Below are 16,955 nucleotides of genomic sequence, written 5' to 3' on the forward strand. Positions count from 1 at the left end.
AGCCGTATCTACGGGCCGCCGACATCTGGACGGGGCTTGACGTTAGAGGTCGATCTCGGGCTCGTTGTTCAAACTACGTTCCGATGCTTCGTCTTCAGGGATAGCGGGGATTGCGGCACGAATCCGAGCGGCCTCCGCAGCCTGAGCGAGCCGTTCGGGTACCGGACGAGACTGTGGTTGGGGTCGGGTGGCCGCCACGGCGTGGACGCGAGCGGTCGTGTCACGGACGGCCGTGAGAACCTCCCGGGCGTCGTTGGCGGCCCGCTGTGCACGGAGGGCTAGTTCAGCTGCGGCCGCAAGACCTGCGTACCGGGTGGGCAGCGCCTGCTGGTACCAGCTGCCCCAGACCTGGTGTTGGGTCTCTAACGTGGTGACATCGTTTCGTCGCTCCGAGACTTGCGTTGTCACGTCGGTCAGTTGGCGGCGTAGCCCGTCAACACGACTCTGTGCGCGGTTGGCGGTCGTCTGGGCGGCGGCGTGCTTGGCGGCTGCGCTGGTTCGCAGCGGGCCGATATGCCACCAGCGTGGCGCGACGGAGGCGGCGGTGTGGCCGTGCCGCTTGGCGCTGGATTCGGCACTGGCGACGGCGAGTCGGAGTTCGCGGTGACGCTGCTCGGCGGCGATGAGTTGTAGGTGTGCCGTGCGGAGAGCACCGGCGACGTAGGTGGGTGCGGCGGCGTCTGCGGCGCGTTGCGCGGCGACCAGGGATCGCAGCTCGGTGTCGGCGGCTGCGGTGATCTGCCCGGCGAGGGTGGCCACGCCGAGGACCGTTTGGGCGCGGTGCCAGGCACCCCAGCGGCCAGGGTCGCGGTGGGACGGTTCAGGCCCGATCGGGTCGTCGCCGATGATCTGGTACCTGTCTCGGTAGGTTGCGACGACACGAACGCGGCTGAGCCACTGTTCCCGCTCGTCACGCCGTCCGGGAACCGGACCGAGTGCCAGCGACCATGTCGGCCGTAGTTCGGCGGCCTGTTCAGCGAGCCCTTGAGCGCGCCGGTCGCAGATGGCCGCCACTGCTCGGCGCGCCTGTTCGAGTTCACGGTCGGCTTCTGAGCTATCAGCGCTGAATGACGCGGATGGATCCCCGCGAAACGCGGTGGCCGGGTCCTGCGGCATGTCGCTGTAGAGCTGATCGATTCGCCAGGCCAGGACAGTGGCGACATCGCGGGCAGTTGCGAGTTCCCGCTGTTGTGCAACTGCGGTGAGTACGTCGTCGGGGTTGTAGCCGGCCTGGGCGAGTCTGGCCAGCCGATGGGCGAGTACGGGCATGGCGGGGTCGTCGGCCAGCCGACGGGCAGCGCCCGGTCCGGCCACGGCACTGACGATAGTCAGGTAGTGGGGAATGTTGACCCGTGCAGTCAAGTCGTCGTAGATGAGGCCCCAGTGGTGCAGGGCGTCGTGGTCGGCCCACAGCGTCTGCTCGGTCTCAGTGGCCGACCGGTCGGTGTCCTCGCGACGCAGGATATCTGCGATGACCGCGATCCCGGCCTTCGGCTCAGTGGGCTGGTGCCCTTCGGGCGGCTCGTCGTTCACCACCACGTAGAGCTGATTGATCAGGCTGCCGCGGGTCATCATGACGTACAGGCGGGACCGGTTGGTGTCCTCGTCCATCAGGACATGGGCGGTGTCCACAGTGCGGCCCTGTGCGGAGTCGACTGTGGCTGCGTAGGCGAGGCGTACGTGCTGCGCGACATACTCCGCCGGAAGCAGGGTGAGATCGCCGGTACGGGTATGCCGCACCTGTAGCGTTCCGTCGGCGCGCGCATCAAGCACTCTCCACTGGTCGCGGTTCGCGACGAACTTCTGCCCGCCCATCGTGGTGAGACGCCGGTCGTTGCGGCGGGTCACGACGAGGTCGCCGACGCCCGCGCGCGTACCGTCGGCCAGGCTGATTGTCTGTCCGGCTGGTATGACTCCGGCCCGCCGCAGGATGATGCGGGCTTTCGCGGCGATGTCGGTAGCTTCCGCTTCGGTCTCGACGAGGATCAAGGCATCACGGCCGGCGAGCACGTCAGCGGCCCACCCGTCGAGCATCTGCCCGATCAGTGATTCGCGGTGCCCGCTGTGGATGCGGCCACGGCGGTCGTACTCGGCGACCACGGTGGTGTCCCCCTCGCGCAGGCGCAGTGACGCAGGCCCCTCCCACGCGTCGGCGAATCGACGCACGTCATGCAGCTGTGTGGTGTTACCGAGGCTGGCCAGGTAGCGGAACATGCCGCCCGGGCCTACGGCGGAGACCTGCGCGGGATCGCCGATCAGGATGAGTTTTCCATCAACGGGGCTGAGAAGCCGCACCAACTCGGCAAGGTCGCGGCTGGATGCCTGGGACGCTTCGTCGAGGATGACCCACTGGCCAGGCCGGAACGACCACTGCCCAGGCTGACTGCCTGCGGGCGGGGTGCGTTGAGCGTGCAGCCACATCGCGATGTTCTCAGTTCGGATGCCGGTCAGGCCACCTGCGCGGGTGCTGTAAGTGAGGATTTCGGCGGCGTTCTGCCCGACGGTCAACCCCAGTACCGGGACACCGGCCTGCTGCGCAGCCAGCCCGACCGCGCGCTGCAGGTAGGTCTTGCCGGAACCGGCCGGACCGACGACGCCGGTGACCCGCCGATCGTCGCCAACTATGAACCGCAGCGCGGAGCGCTTCTCCGCAGTCAGATCAAGCTGCGTCGCGATTCGGTCCAGGACGGCGTTCGGAGCCGCTGTCGCACCGCGCCTGGCGGCGTAGGCGATGACATCATGCTCGGCGGTGAGAACCGCCTTGGTGGTCATTCGCAGGTCGCGGTGACGCGTGTAGAGCGGCTGCTGGTCGCTGCCGCGAGTCAGGCTGGACCCCCAGGTCATCAGGGCCGGGGGAGTGAGCACCCGCAACCCTCCAGCACCGGTGTTCAGCGCGTGAACGGCAAGCCGTGCGACACGTTGCCAGTCCCGCCCCGCCGGGTCCGTGGGATCGACACCCAGGTGCCGGCCGATCGCCAACTCGAGGTGATCGAGGCCCCACACCGCGCGCTGCTGCTCCAGATCCCGCAGCGCGCGACGCACCGCCAAGCCCGCATCATGCCGCACTGCCGCGGCCACCACCCGGGCCCGTTCCCGCCCCTCCACAAGGCCGAGTGCCGCTGCGGCCTTGTCGAGGTCCGCTTCGTCGACTCGAGCGTCGGGCGCCGCGCGGCGGGCTCGCTGCAGCACCTGGCGGGCGATCCGATCAATCTCATCGGGTACCCGGCCGACGACGACGTCGCACACCTGCGCGGCGGTGTCGAGCCCCGCGTGGCGATCCTCGAAGTGCCAGCGGCGCACCGCCGCCCTGGTGGACTCGGGCCCATCCTTGCGTTGGCGGGTACGTAGAGTCGCGTCCTGGGCCCGGGCCCGCCACCGACGTCCGGTCAGCCGCTCGCGGATGCCGCCCGCGCCGTCGGTGCGATGGCGCATCTCCTCCTCGACCGCGGCCCGGCGCTTCGAGTAGTGGACAATCGACGCCGGGCTGATGCCCACCACTTCGCGGATCGGCGAGCCCGGACGGGCCGTGAAGCTCACCCCGAGCCGGCGTGCCAGTTCGCCTTCCACCGCACGTTCGTAGACGACTCGGGCGGCGATGGTGGCCTGGTAGAACGCCCGGCTGTCCAGGGACAGCCACCGCTCGCGGCCATCGGCGTTCACGGTGCGAACCTTCGATGACACGATGATGTGCGAGTGCAGCTGAGGGTCCTTCTCCCGGCTCATCCGGTGGTCGAAGACCATCGCGGCCAGGCCATCGGTGTCGGCTTGCACGACCCCGTTGACGCCGAGCCGGGTGAACGCGCCATGCCGGCGCAGGTGCGCGAGGGCGGCGCGCACCCCGGCGTGCTGGGCAGCCATGACGTGCGCTTTGACGGCGTCGTCGCCGAACGCCCACAACAACGATACGGATTTCACGGGGCTGACGGTGATGTCGAATCCGGCGACCGCGCGCCGTTCCGGCATCGTCCAGATCCGCAGCCATGCAGTGGCGATCTGTTCGTAGGTCGCGTCGGCGGGCAGTGCTTTCCACGCCCGTTCGACGGCCTCTTTCCGATACTCGTCTGTCATCGGGACATAAGCTCGCCACAGATGGCCGAGATGTTGCCCCGTCACCGGGTGCTGGCCCTTGCCGATCAGACGGTCGGCCTCCTGATGGGTGACCTGTCCTTCTACTCCGAACAGGAGATTGCTTTGGCCGGCCCACCATCCCGGCGCCTCGCCCTGTGAATTCAGATGGGTGAAGTGCGCGAGCGGTGACCCGCGTGGAGCGGGGCGAAAGTCCTCCCGGCCGGCGGCGATCTGCCGCATCAGATAGTCCATGCCAGCGCCTGGAGCAATTCTCGTCACGGAAAGCATGAGGCAAACGTACGAGATCAAATTGTAGCTTGCGACATTGTCAGTGCCACGGGGTGTGCTACTCATCAAGGGCCGGTCGAGAGGGACTGCCGAAGGCGCTGGTTACGGCGATGCAGTCAATGGTGAACGGTTGTTGAGAAAGTGTGACTAGTGGTGAACGAATGGCTTTGGGAGTGGTGGAGGTGGGGGGTGGTGGTTAGCCTCGGCCTTTCGTTACCGGTCGGTTGATGCGCTGAGCGTTGAGACGTGAACATCCCTTGGCCTGGGTGGACTTGGATCGCATGGCCAAGATCGGCTGGTGTGGGGGTAGCACCCGCCGGGTGAAGCGGCCTGTGCGGTATGGCCTTCAGGCGGCTACGGTGCAGCGGTGACAGAGGCGGCGTGGGAAACGATCCCAGGCGAGAGGTACGAGGACTTCTGGGCGCTGTTCGATGCGCGGTACCGGTTCCGGCCCAGGACGCGGGAGAACGGGACAGGGATCGACGAGCCGCCCGGCTCGGTAACCATCGACTTGAGCCCGATCTTCGCTGGGCAGCGTTCGCAGTTCGCCGCCGGTGAGGATGCGCTCAACGCCCTGGCCCTGCTTGCGATGACTGAGGTCTTCTCGGCCGATCAGCGCCTGCTGGTCCTCGACTGGCAGCATCCCAGCCACTGGTTCTGGCCGCATCGACAGGCGCTGCATCCCAAGCAGGAGTGGCCGGTGGAAGTGTTCCCCAACGGGGACTACTACATCTTCCTGACCGAGGACATGACCGTCGGCACGTTTGGCCATCCCTGGCGCCAGACGCTGTGCATCTTCGGCACCGCGCTGGTCGAGTCGCTGGTACCCAAGCTCGCCGCCTGGCTGCCGGTGAAACGCCGCGCCTGAATGGAGGCGGCCCGGTAAGGCGAAAGAGCCTTCCGCTCTGCAACGATCGGACTTGCTGAGGGTCCTGATCATTCCGCACGGAAGGCACTTTCGCGGTGAAGGCTACCGGGTCGCGCCCGAAGATCGTTGTTGCCGGTGGTGGACGCGGCGTGGTGAGCCGAGCCGGTACCCGCCTGCTGGCCGATCTGGCGGACATCACCGGGTTGGCCGGCGGTTTCGGCGATGCGCTCGGGCCGCTGCGTCAACGCCGCGGCGGGCACGACCCGGGTCGGGTCGCTGTGGATATGGCGGTGATGCTCGCCGACGGTGGTGAGACGATCGCGGACCTGGCGGTGCTGCGTAACCAGCCGGGCCTGTTCGGGGCAGTTGCCTCGGACCCTACGGCGTGGCGGGTACTGAACAGCATCGACGCCGAGGCGCTGGCTGGGCTGCGGTCGGCGCGCGCCGCGGCGCGGGAGATGGCCTGGGCGCAGCGGACGGAGACGAGCGGCGGTTGCCCGTGTCGACCGCGGCCGGACAACCGATCCCCGCGTTCGTGTTGGACATGGACGCCTCGATCGTGATCTGCCATTCAGAGAAAGAGTCCGCAGCGCCAACGTGGAAGCACACGTTCGGGTACCACCCGTTATTCTGCTTCCTCGACGCCACCGGGGAGGCACTGGCGGCGATCCTGCGCCCGGGTAACGCGGGGTCGAACACCACTGCCGACCACATCACGGTTCTCGACCTGGCCCTGGTGCAGATCCCCGACGCCTACCGGCATGGCACCCCGATCCTGATCCGGTCAGACTCGGCCGGGTGCACCCACGGCCTGCTGGCACACATCCGCGGCCTACGAGAACACGGCATCAATGCCCGGTTCTCCGTGGGGGTCGCGATCACCGAACAGATCCGTGACGCGATCGTCAAGGTCCAGCAGTGGATCCCGGCGATCGGCACCGATGGAAAACCCCGCGACGGCGCGCAGATCGCCGAGATCAGCGGTCTGGTGCCCGACGACGGCTACCCCGATGGCACCCGGTTCATCGTGCGCCGGGAGGTCCCGCACCCCGGCGCGCAACTGACCCTGTTCGACACCATCGAAGGGTTCCGCCACCAAGTCATGGCCACTGACACCCCCGCCGGACACGGCTCGATCCAGCACTTGGAAGCCCGCCACCGCGCGCACGCCCGCGTCGAGGACGGCATCCGCTGCGGCAAAGACACCGGCTTCGGCCGCTTCCCATCCCGCGTCTTCGCGATCAATCAGGCGTGGCTGGAACTCGCCCTGACCGGAATCGACCTACTCGCTTGGACCCGAACCCTTCTCCTGCAAGGAGAACTCTCAACCGCTGAGCCGAAGAAACTGCGCTACCGACTGTTACACGTCGCCGCCCGCGTCACCCGCACCGGCCGGCGAATCTGGTTGCGGATCGCCGAGAACTGGCCATGGTCGACACAACTGGTGGCCGCATTCACCCGGCTGGCCGCACTACCACGACCCATCACCTGAACCCGCCTTCGCCATCCCGACCAGCCATCCCTGGAGGAACCCGGCCACCGCGCCGGGCCACAACCAGACCCACCGCCCTGAGCTACCGCCCAGCCACGGACATCGCGATCACGAAACCTTGATCAACAGTTAGCGAAAGACCGAGGTTAGCGTGAGGGTATGGCGAGTCGGTCGACTAATGAGCAGGTTGAGCGGTTGCGGGAGCAGCAGCGGCGGCAGCGTCGGGCGTTGGATGCGGTGGCGGTGGCGCAGCGTGTGGTGGAGGATGCGCGGGTTCGGCGTAGGAGGCGGGTTTTGGAGCTTGACCGGGCGGTGGTCCGGGCTGAGCGGGGTTTTGATGTGGCGTTGGTGGTGTTGGCTTCGGTGATGCCGGTGGATCAGGCGGCGGCTGTTGCGGGGGTGGATGTGGCGGTGTTTAGGGCGGCGCGTAGGCGGGGTGGTGCGGCGGAGGTTCGGGCGGCGGTCGCGCGGTTGGGTGTGGGTCGTGGGGGCGGGCGGCGGCGGACTGTTTCGGGGGGTGCGGCCGGTGTCGGTGACGGTGTGGGGGCGGCGGCGGGTCCGGGGTGAGCGGGTGTTTCGGAGCGTTCGGGGCGCCGTTGTCCCCCGGCTCGGGCCGGGGGACAACGGTCGGCTCAGGTGGTGGTTTCGTGGGGGTTGGTTGGGGGTGGGGGTTCGGCGTGGGGGTTGCCGAGTACGCGGACGGTTTTGGTGAGGATGAGGGGGGCTCCGTCGGGGCCTCGGAAGTGGCCGCGTACGTATCGGCGTCGGCGTAGGGATTGTTTGGGGCCGTAGGGCTGTTGGCGGAAGAATCCTGGTACCCACCAGCGGTTGCGGTAGATCCTGGTGGGTTCGTTGCCGGCGTCGGGGGTTGTTGGGGTGCGGCGTTGTTTGCCGCGTAGTTTGACGATTCGCACGGGTGGTGCGGGGCGTTGTGCGCGGGCGTAGGCGCGGCGGATTGCTTTGTCGGGTTCGATGTCGTCGGTTTGGGCTTCGGGTTGGGCGGCGATGAGCCAGGTGGCGAGGAGGGTGGCGAGCACCGCGTGGGTGTGCGGGTTGGCGGCGCTGTATGGCTTGTCGAATTCGAGGCGTGTGCCGATGCTGATGGGCGCGAGCCATCCGACGCGTTCGCGGAGTTGCTGTAGGTCCTTCGCGGTGTAGGCGCGGGTGCCGGTGGTTTCGGCGGGGGCGAAGAAGGTGAGCCATAGTCCGCCGGGGATGGTTCCCCACTGCGCGGCGATGACGGGCACTGTCTGGGTGGTTCCGGCGAGTGGTGGGTGGCAGATCGGGTTGCTCCAGATCATTAGTCCTTCGCGGGCGAGTGGTTCGTGTGGCGCGATCTGGAGTTCGTGGAGGCTGGTGGCGGCGTGCCGGGCGAGTTCGGTGAAGTCGGGGTCGATCCAGTAGAGGGTGGCGTGGTGGGCGTGTTGGGCCATGAGCGCGGTGTACCGGTCGATGGGGGAGCGGGTGTCTGGTGTGTCGGTGTCGGGTGTGAGTTGGCTGGTGAGTGTGTGGATCTGTTCGGGAGTGAGTGCTGTGGCGAGGTCGGTGGTGGCGTGGCGGCGCCAGTAGTTGGTGAGCCGGTCGCGGACTTTGGGCAGGCTGGTTGGCCGGATGTGTCGGCCTTCTGGGCTGGGTTGTGGGGTTGCCGGCGCCGAGGTTGCCGGGGTGGTGGCGGTGTGTAGGGGTTGCCGGTGTGGGATGCCGTTGGCGAGCAGTGCGCGGTGGAGTTGTTCGAGGTGGGCGGTGGCGTCGGATGGTTGGCCCCAGTGGCGTGCTCTGCGTTGTGCGCGGCGGGTGAGGCCGGCTTGGTCTCCGGCGTCGATGAGGTTGGCGCATCGGGTGCAGGCGGCCCAGCGTTCGCCGAAGTTGTGGCCGGAGAGGGCGTCTCCGCCCGGCAGGGTGACGAAGATGTCGATGTTGCCGAAGTGGTAGCTCCACTGGGGGTCAGGTGTGGAGCAGAAGTCGCAGATCATGGCGAGGTTGGCGACGTGGTGGATTGGGACGGGCCGGGGTGGGTGGTTGTCTGCCGGCGGGTGGGGGTGGTCGAAGTGGCTGGCGCCGTCGACGGTGTGGACGTTGAGTGGGCTGCGGCAGGTGGCGCAGGCGTAGCCGTTGGGGTCGATGGCGGTCACTGGTCGGCTCCGGTGCTCGTGGTGGGGTGGGTGCCGAGTAGGTGGGCCGGGTCGTGGGTGATGACCCATGCGGCGTGGTCGTCGACGAGGGCGGCGGCGCGGCGGGTGAGGCGCAGCGAGTACCGGTCGGGGTAGGTGACGTAGCGGACGCAGTGTTGCCAGAGGGTGAGCCAGTGGGTGGCGAGCCGGATCAGGGTGCGGTGGTCGGCTTGTGGGCAGAGGCAGATCCATTGGCCGGCTTGGGCGGTGTCGCGTCGGTAGGTGGTGATGGCGGTGTGGATGGTGCGGGCTTGGTGTTCGTTGGTGAGTGGTCCGGTTGGCCAGGTGGGTTGGTGGTAGCAGGGGTGGAGGGTGGTGATGGCGTCGTTGGTGTGGTGCAGTGCGGTGTTCAGTAGTGGGATGACTTGTGTTGTGCGTGCTGATAGGGCTGCGGTCAGGTAGGGCCCTGACGCTTTGGCCTCGTGGATCATTGGGGTTCCTTCGGGTCGGTTGTTGTTGAGGCCCCTTGGCCGGTTTGCCGTCCGGCCGGGGATTGGCGGTTCGGGTCTGGGGTGCGTCGTGTGAAGCGGTTCCGGTGGTGGCCTTTCCGTGATGTGGTGCGCCGGCGTTCTGGTCGGGTGCTGTGCGCTTTGGTGTCGCCGTGAGCGGCCTGGGTTTCTGGTCGCCCCCGGAATGCGGGGCGGCGGCCTTTGCCGCCGCCGTGTTCGGCGCCGGTGCATCCCGGCGGAGGCTCGCGGTCAAGGGCCGAAGAGCAAAAGATCTTGGCCGGTGGTCCTGCGGCCAAGATGTTTTGTGTGCCCTTGATCGGGAGGTGCCGGGGTGCGACGCCGGGGGCGAACGAGGATCGGCCGCGTAGCGGCTCCTGGCGGTTCTTCCTGGCCTGGCCGGCCTTGAGGCCGAAGGGTGACCGGGCGGTCAGCTGGCAGGGAGGGCCGGCGTGGGTTTTGCCGGGTCTCCCGGTGTCCGCGGGAGCAGCGGTCGTGGGCACGGCGGACCGGGGTAGACGGTTGTTGTGGTTGGTGGGCGCGACGCGGACAGGCTGTGCCGATCAGTCGGCGGGATGTGTATGACCGGCGGTGGGCGGCTTACGCCGCTCGACACGTTCACCGGTCTGTCAGTGCCTCTTGCTACGTCGGCGAGGCGGGAGATTCCGCTGGGATCCGGCGCAGACCGTGGAGTCGGTGGAGCTGGCTGCCGGATGGTCTGCCGCTGCCGTCGGGCAACGACGGTTCATCGGCTGGTTACACGATGGGAAGGCTGCGCGGGGCGGGGTGTCCGACGGCCGGACAGGTCTGGCGGGCGGACTCGACGGGATCGGGGACGAACAGCTGAGCCGAGGAATCTGGTGTTGCCGGCTACGCGTTGCGACTCTCAGCTGACCGGCATGTTGGCTGAGCGGAGCCGAACGTGCGGGTTGAGCGAGGTGCGGCTGCGTGAATGGGTCCGTGCGTCGTCCCGGCGAGGCAATGAAGGGGCGCAGGGCGCGGCGCGGTGGCCTTGTGGGGCCGCGTGATCTGCGGCTCGCCTTGCCGTCGCTGAGATTGCCGAAGGCCGGGGCTGGGCACCCAGGGGTGCGGCTGGCAAGGCCACCCCGGCCTTCTTCAACAGCAACCGGAAGGATCTCCCGGCGGGGTTACTGTAGCGGGTGTGGCCGAGGGTCCGGGGCTGCCCGATCGGGGTGGTGCTGTACGGCTGTGGGGGATGGGGTACCTGACAGGATCGAGGTCCGGGTGGGTGGTTTGTCACGGCAGCCAGTCGCGTGTCTGGCGTTGCGCTGACAGTCCTGCTGCGTCGAATTCGTCGTGGTGGCCGGTGCGGTCGATGCCCATCCGGGTCAGTATCTGTGAGATCGGACTTCCGTCGGGGGGAAAGCGCCGGCCTTCCTCAAGGGACAACGGCCCGAGCAGAAGTTGGCCGTGCAGCCACAGCACGGCACGCTGGCTCCCGACGCCGCCGAAGTAGTCCGCCTCGACGTAACCGATCGGGCCGGCCGAGGACCAGTCCGCCAGGATCCGGTCGAATCCGCCCGGCAGCTTCCAGAAGCCCAGCGGCCGCGCCGATGCGCCGTCCGTGACTGCGTCATGCAGCTCGTCCGTCATGGGCACCATGGCGGTGTTCTGGCGGAGGGGTACCAGTGCCGCCGGGATCGACGTCCTGTCTGCGAGCACGGTACGGAGTGCCGCCGTCGGTCCGAGGATTGCCTCAAGCGTGTATGCCATACCGCCTCGCTGATCAGTGGCTCTGCATGGCCAGAAGATCGAAGCAGGAGCCGGTCGAGCCTGTCCGTCCCCGACCGGCTCGAGCGATGCGTCGTCGCTGCCCGGATCAGGGCAGCACCCGGTGTGGTGTCTGTTGTGGTCGACATCCTGGCACACGTGCTCTCTGCCGGCGGAGCTGCCTGTCGATGTCGATCGGAACGGTGAGAGGTGCTCTGGTGGATGATGCGTCGGGCCGTGGCGTCCTCAGCTGGGCGACGGTCGCACCGCGCTGGCGATGTCCGGCGTCATCCGTGGGCCCCTGGCTGCTCCGCCCGGCACTCGTCGGTGGGTCGGCGGATATTCTGGTCGGCCGGCGCGACGCGCAGACGGCGGAGTTCCGGGTCCGTGTGTCGGCGATCCGTGGGTCAGGCGTCATCATCAACGTGTGGCGCGTTCTTGTAGACGGCGTAGGCGAACCAGGCGGCGTCGCGGGCGGCCGCCGGGCTCTCGTTGGAGACCTTGGTGAATCCGTCCGAGCACTCGCCGGTGGTGGCGGACACGACGAAGCAGGTGACGTTCGGCCACCCCGCCTGATTGCAGAAGACGCCGATGTCCTCGAGGATCGCGCCGGTGGCCAACGGCGCGAGGCCGGGCTGCAGCTTCTCGGCGAAGACCTTGTAGGTGATCGGCTGGTGGCCGTTGGCTGCGATTTCCTGCAGGACACGCAATCCGTTGATCATGCGGCGGGAGCGGGCCTCGTCGAGGCCGGTCCGTCTCACATACTCACTCAGTACGGGATGCATCGTTGCCTCCAGCTTCGCGAGAGAAATTATGCGCTGACGGGCGGGGCCACGTCGATCGATGGGTCCGGGTGGCAGGGCACGGAACACCCTCCTCGTCGTGCCGGCGGCTCGCCGGCCGGCGGGTGCCGGCACGCCCGACGTCCGGCCCCCGCTGCGGGTCGTCGGCGGGGAGGGTTTCACTGTGCGGTGACGACAAGTATCTTTACGTCCACGCAGTGCGTACGATGTCGCCTCGGGACAAGGCAGATGACGTATAACAGATTCAACCATCAGGGGTATTTTGGCGAGAGCTTCGTGCGGGCTTTGGTCAGTGCCGCGGGCCTCATCGCGGGGCAGCAGGATGTCGACCACACCGGAGTGGACTTCTCGATCGACTTCCCCGGCGCCCGTGGTACCGCCCGGTTCCCGAAGATCGAGGCGCAGGTCAAGTCCTGGTCCAGCCCCAGGGGCACCGATGTGCACTGGCACTATCCGATAGACGTCGACAACTACAACAACCTCGCCGGTGCCGGGTTCACGGTCCCCCGGTACCTCTTCCTGGTGATCGTGCCGGCGGATGTCCGTCAGTTCGCGCAGGTGGATGAGACGTCCATGCGTCTGAACCACTGTGGGTACTGGGCGTCGCTGCATGACCGTCCGCTGGTCGATCCCGCTGTGCAGAGGAGTGTCACCGTCCATGTGCCCAGGCGCAATCTGCTGACCGTCAGCGGGCTTCGGGCGCTTCTGCATCCTGTCCCCGTCCAGCAGGTGCCGGCATCGTGACGCCCCCGGCCATGGCGAGCGCGGAGGAGCTGCGCGCGGCGTCCTCGCTGCCGCCCGAGACGCTGCGCCAGTACCTGGAGGTGACCGGCTGGTTGCCGGCGCAGCAGCTCGAACGTGCGACGTTGTGGACGCGGAGCGAGGACGACGGCGACTTCGAGGTGCTCCTTCCGGGCGACCGGAATGTGCGTGACTACGCGGGCCGGATGCACGACTTCCTCGCGACCGTCGCCGCCGTCGAGGAGCGTCCGATCCGGCTGCTTCTGACCGATCTGGAGACGACCGGGGCCGACACGTTGTCCTTCCGGCTGCTGCCCGGTGGGCCCTCCGGCACGATTCCACTGTTCAACGCGGCCGACGCCCTGACCGGTATCCGGGAGCTGGTCGTGTCCTCCACGTTCGCGTTCATGCACCACGGGCCCATGCTGGTCCAGGGCCGCCGGCCGGAGCGGGTACTCGAGTTCGCCCGCACCGTGCGGCTCGGGACGCCTCGCGCCGGAAGCTGGGCCATCGCGGCGCACCTTGCGGTGCCCCGGGTCGGAGTCGATGACACCCCGCCGTTCGCCCGCCAGGTGTCGCTGCAGATTCATCGCGCGGTCCGGGCCTGTCACGTCGCATCGGGGGAGGTGGTCCGCAGGTTCGATCTGGGGCGGTTCCTGCGGCGCACGGGCGAAGGCGTGTCCTCCAACGTCTGCGACGCCCTCGCCAGGCTGGGCCGCAACGGCGTGCCGTACGACGTGGGATTCGACTGGTCGCGCCAGCATCCCACCTCGGTGCCTGCCGACTCGTTCCGATTCGACGAGCGCCGGATCGAGGTGCTGCGCCTGGCCGCCGATCAGCTCAAGGTGGCCGTTCCGGACGGGGAGGCCACCATCGAGGGTAAGGTCAGCGGGCTTCGGCGGGACACCGGTGAGGGTGGTCAGGCGACCATCCGTGGACCGATCTCGACCGTCTACGGCTCGTCGGAACGGTCCGTGCGGGTGCTGCTTCCCGATCGTCTGTACCAGCGCCTCGTCGCCGCGCATGGCCGGCGGCAGAGCGTGCGGGTCTCCGGTCTCGCGGTGCGTGGGCATATCGAGCGCGTCACCCGCGTCGAGATCCTGGAGGATTCGCCGGACGCGTGACCGGTTCGGTCTGTGCCGGTTCCTCCGGTCGTCGCGGTCGTCTGCCGGGGCGGACGGCTGTCCGCGCCACTGGTCCGGGTGCGGTCGGCGATGCCGCGTCGCTCGACGGGGCGGACGACCGCGACTGGTGTGCGTTGCGGACCGTCGTCGGGGTGTGCGCCGGCCCCTCGTGGTCGGCTGCGGCCAGGCTGGTCCGGGCGTGACGGACGCTGGTCCGCCGGTCCCGTCCGGTAGGCATGGTGGACGCTGCGACTGGTCCGGTACGGGTCTGTACGGTCTGCCGTGTCAGTCGTGGTGGACCGGTTCGGACAGCAGCGTCTCCGGGCGGACGACCCGGAACGCGGGGTTGTCGGGCTGGTCGCCGGCGGTTGTGCGGGCGGCCTGTGTCCAGATTCTGTGGACCGCGTCGTAGAGGTCGTCGATGCGGTGGGCTGTGCGGGCCCCACGTGAGCGGCTCCGGGCCCAGAGGACGGCCCGCCATCCGCCGTCCGGGGTGCGGCGTTCGGAGTTGACCAGTGGCTGGAGACGCGACTGCAGACGGTGTTCGAGTGCGAGGCCGGTCTCGTCGGGTCGGAGGTGGGTGAGGGCGGCGGCCTCGGGCAGTTCGGGCCACCGGATGACGACGACGCGGTCCCAGATCTCGGGTGGGAAGGTGCTCGCGAGGTGGTGGCTCTCGCCGACGGGCAGGTCCCGTAGTCTGCGTTCGGCCTGCAGGGTCTGACCGATGTAGAGCAGTCCCCATCTGAGCCATACGCCGTAGAGGACGGGGCCGGTGACCGGTCTTCCGGTGCTGTCGGCGGCGATGAGCTGCTGGCCGAGGCGGTGGGCGAACCGGTAGCGGCGTTGCCGCCATTCGCGGGTGTCGTCCTGCCGGGCGGTGAGCGTCTGGAGTGCGTCGCGCCACTGCCGGAAGGCGTCGTCGGAGGTGCTGTGACGTGTGTCGTGCGTCATGACGTGGTCTGGTCCGGTCGGCTGGGGTCCGCGGTGATGGTGGTGCCGGCGGTCGGTCCGGTGTCGGGCGTGCCGGGGGCCGGGGTGCTGGGGCGTGTCCACACCTGTTCGAGAAGTCCGGCGATGTCGTCGTCACCGCGCTGCTGGTAGGCGCTGAGGATTCTGCGCGGTTTGGTGTCGTCGGGCAGGCCGACGGCGTGGGCGAGCCGGGCCCGGGCGGTGTCCGGGTCGTCGGTGGGGGCGGATCCGGTCAGGCGGAGTGCCTGCGTCAGCGGTGGCGTGTTCTCGGGGATGTCGTCGGCGGGGCGGACGTTGAAGCGGCTGTCCGGCAGGAATTCGAGGAAGAGGGTCTGGCCCTCCCGGCTGTCGAGTCCGTCGAGGAACCGTTTGATGGTTCCGCTGGATGGTTGGGCGGCTGTCCAGCGGATGTTCTGGGTTCCCAGGTCGGAGTCGAGTTCGACGACGTCGCCGCGTCGGCAGCCGACGAGGTTGGCCACTCCTGCCGGTATCGGGAATCCGGATCCGCGCAGGTGGTCGCGGGTGACGCTGATGCGTAGTCTCCAGAGTTCGCCGTCGCGGAACAGCCGCCGGGTGGCGGCCGGTTCCTTGCGTGCCGGAGTGGGGTCGGTTCGGCGTTGCACGATCCCGTCGACGATCTCGTATTCGCCGGAGCTGGCGTTGGTGTAGACGCTGCTGGGGGAGATGTTGAAGCGTCCGGCGATGGACTGGACCAGTTCGTTGATGCCGACGCGTCCGTCGGTGGCGTCCAGTTCGCGTCCGATCAGTTGACGGATCGAGGTGTACTGTTCGACCTGCCATTCGGCCAGCGCCCAGGTGGATCTGTCGGTCCGGATGAAGCGGTCGTCGTCGGCGAGGGTGTTGGCCAGTGACCGGAGGGCGCGGTCCCTGCCGAGGCGCTGGTGGAGGTCGTCGATGTGCAGGGGCTGCCCGGCGATGGCGAGCAGGCCGGCGGCGTGGTCGGCCATGGAGCGGGTCCGGGTCAGCACCGTGTCTCCGTGCAGGAGGTGGCCGCAGTGCTGCAGCCAGGCCCGCAGTTCGGTGACGGGCATGGTGGTGGCGGCCGCGACCGCGGTGAGATCGACGAGGCCGTGTCCGTCGGCGAAGTCCTCGAGCAGTGTGCGGGTGCGGTCGGCGGCGGAGCTGACGTCGGGTGCGGCGGCCCATCCGTCGGTGACCTCGAAGTAGTCGTCGAGCCGGTCGAGGATCAGCCAGAGGGGTGCGTCGAACCCGGGGACGTCGCGGGCGAGTTCGGGGTGCAGATCGATGAGCCGGTCGAGTCGGGCGATGGGCTGGATCTCGACGTGGAGGCTGGCCAGGAGGTTGCCGGTGGCGGTTCCGAAGTGCAGGGCGCCGGTCAGCTGTTCCTTGATCCCGCTTTCGATCTGGCGGACGCGTTCTCTGCTGATGTCGAGCCGGGCGCCGAGTTCGGCGAGTCGCCGGGGATCGGTGGCGATCATCCGTTCGCGGAGCACGAGGCTCTGCCGTTCGTCGAGCCGGGACAGCAGGGCCGTGAGTTCCAGGATCGGGTCGGGTGGGGTGGGCTGGGGGGCGATGTCGGCTGCGGTCAGGGAGTTGATGCGAGTGACGAGGTCCTGGATCTGTTCGGGTGCGCCGTCCTCGACGGCGAGGTTGAACAGCGGCTGTTCGGCGTTGCGTCGGATGTGGCGCCATGCGGCGAGCTGTTCGAGGTCCTCGAGCAGCTGGGCCTGGGCGGGGGGAAGGGTTTCGGCGGGTGACGGTGTGGTGGTGTCGGGGTCGTTGTCGTAGGCGGTCGCGCCGAGTGCGGCGGGTCGGGTGATCGCGGCGGAGACGAGGGTGGTGGTGATGTCCTCGATGGTGCCCTGTCCGGTTCCTCTGACGGCGTAGAGGTCGTGGACGCGGAGTTTGACGACGTCTCCGAGGGTGTGCAGCTGCAGGCGCTGGAAGGCGGTCCGGGCCCGGGCGCCGGCGCGGAGTGCGGCCAGGGGGAGGCGGACGGGCAGGGTCGGGAACGCGTCGTCGAAGGTGGTGTCGGGGTGCCGGGTGATGAACAGCCGGGCGAGGCGTCGGCAGAGGTCGTCGTGGTCGACGGCCATCGTGGTGACTGCGGGTGACTCGGTGAGCCACCAGTCCGGTGAGGGTGCCGCGACGGCGAGTTCGGGGGTGGTGTCGGGGGCGTGGTGGGCGAGCCACGGCAGGATCTGCGGCCAGGCGGTGTCGTGGTACGCGTCGGGTGGCAGGTCGTCGGGTTGTTCGGTCATCGGTTCCTCGT

The 16,955-nt window shown here is 68.5% G+C and carries 10 protein-coding genes and 1 pseudogene; 4 read left to right on the top strand and 7 right to left on the bottom strand.

The genetic code is table 11. The features are described from left to right. Positions 1-42 precede the first annotated feature (42 nt). Positions 43-4,356 (bottom strand): MobF family relaxase, encoded by a 4,314-nt coding sequence (mobF, locus tag Raf01_RS43915; protein WP_203924098.1) that lies wholly within the window; start codon positions 4,354-4,356, stop codon positions 43-45. A gap of 367 nt (positions 4,357-4,723) precedes the next feature. On the opposite strand from mobF, the gene Raf01_RS43920 reads away from it, so the two are divergent. Both Raf01_RS43920 and Raf01_RS43925 read left to right on the top strand, forming a co-directional pair. Then, positions 4,724-5,224, top strand: coding sequence for a DUF2716 domain-containing protein (locus Raf01_RS43920; RefSeq protein ID WP_203924099.1), 501 nt, complete (start codon positions 4,724-4,726; stop codon positions 5,222-5,224). A 95-nt stretch (positions 5,225-5,319) separates the two neighbouring features. Continuing rightward, positions 5,320-6,716 (top strand): annotated as a pseudogene (locus Raf01_RS43925) (IS1380 family transposase). A 632-nt stretch (positions 6,717-7,348) separates the two neighbouring features. Here Raf01_RS43925 and Raf01_RS43930 read toward each other — a convergent pair. The 4 genes from Raf01_RS43930 to Raf01_RS43945 form a co-directional block, all read right to left on the bottom strand. Next, positions 7,349-8,848 (bottom strand): hypothetical protein, encoded by a 1,500-nt coding sequence (locus Raf01_RS43930; protein WP_203924100.1) that lies wholly within the window; start codon positions 8,846-8,848, stop codon positions 7,349-7,351. Next, on the bottom strand, positions 8,845-9,318 hold the full coding sequence (locus tag Raf01_RS43935; protein WP_203924101.1) for a hypothetical protein: 474 nt from the start codon (positions 9,316-9,318) through the stop codon (positions 8,845-8,847). The genes Raf01_RS43930 and Raf01_RS43935 overlap by 4 nt, the downstream gene beginning before the upstream one ends. A gap of 1,272 nt (positions 9,319-10,590) precedes the next feature. Then, positions 10,591-10,947, bottom strand: coding sequence for a hypothetical protein (locus Raf01_RS43940; RefSeq protein WP_203924102.1), 357 nt, complete (start codon positions 10,945-10,947; stop codon positions 10,591-10,593). Positions 10,948-11,471: 524 nt separating this feature from the next. Continuing rightward, positions 11,472-11,936, bottom strand: coding sequence for a hypothetical protein (locus tag Raf01_RS43945; protein WP_203924103.1), 465 nt, complete (start codon positions 11,934-11,936; stop codon positions 11,472-11,474). A 159-nt stretch (positions 11,937-12,095) separates the two neighbouring features. Between Raf01_RS43945 and Raf01_RS43950 the strand changes: the two genes are divergently transcribed. Both Raf01_RS43950 and Raf01_RS43955 read left to right on the top strand, forming a co-directional pair. Continuing rightward, positions 12,096-12,611: a DUF4365 domain-containing protein gene (locus Raf01_RS43950; protein ID WP_203924104.1), complete on the top strand. Its 516-nt coding sequence runs from the start codon at positions 12,096-12,098 to the stop codon at positions 12,609-12,611. After that, positions 12,608-13,732 (top strand): hypothetical protein, encoded by a 1,125-nt coding sequence (locus Raf01_RS43955; protein ID WP_239134449.1) that lies wholly within the window; start codon positions 12,608-12,610, stop codon positions 13,730-13,732. The genes Raf01_RS43950 and Raf01_RS43955 overlap by 4 nt, the downstream gene beginning before the upstream one ends. Before the next feature lie 285 nt (positions 13,733-14,017). On the opposite strand, the gene Raf01_RS43960 is transcribed toward Raf01_RS43955, so the two are convergent. Then, positions 14,018-14,683 (bottom strand): hypothetical protein, encoded by a 666-nt coding sequence (locus Raf01_RS43960; RefSeq protein ID WP_203924105.1) that lies wholly within the window; start codon positions 14,681-14,683, stop codon positions 14,018-14,020. Beyond that, the gene (locus tag Raf01_RS43965; protein WP_203924106.1) at positions 14,680-16,944 is read right to left on the bottom strand and encodes a sigma factor-like helix-turn-helix DNA-binding protein; all 2,265 of its coding nucleotides are present in this window, start codon (positions 16,942-16,944) and stop codon (positions 14,680-14,682) included. Before Raf01_RS43965 ends, Raf01_RS43960 begins: the two co-directional genes overlap by 4 nt. Between the last annotated feature and the right edge of the window lie 11 nt (positions 16,945-16,955).

The organism is Rugosimonospora africana, from assembly GCF_016862975.1.
GTDB classification, from domain to species: Bacteria; Actinomycetota; Actinomycetes; order Mycobacteriales; family Micromonosporaceae; genus Rugosimonospora; species Rugosimonospora africana.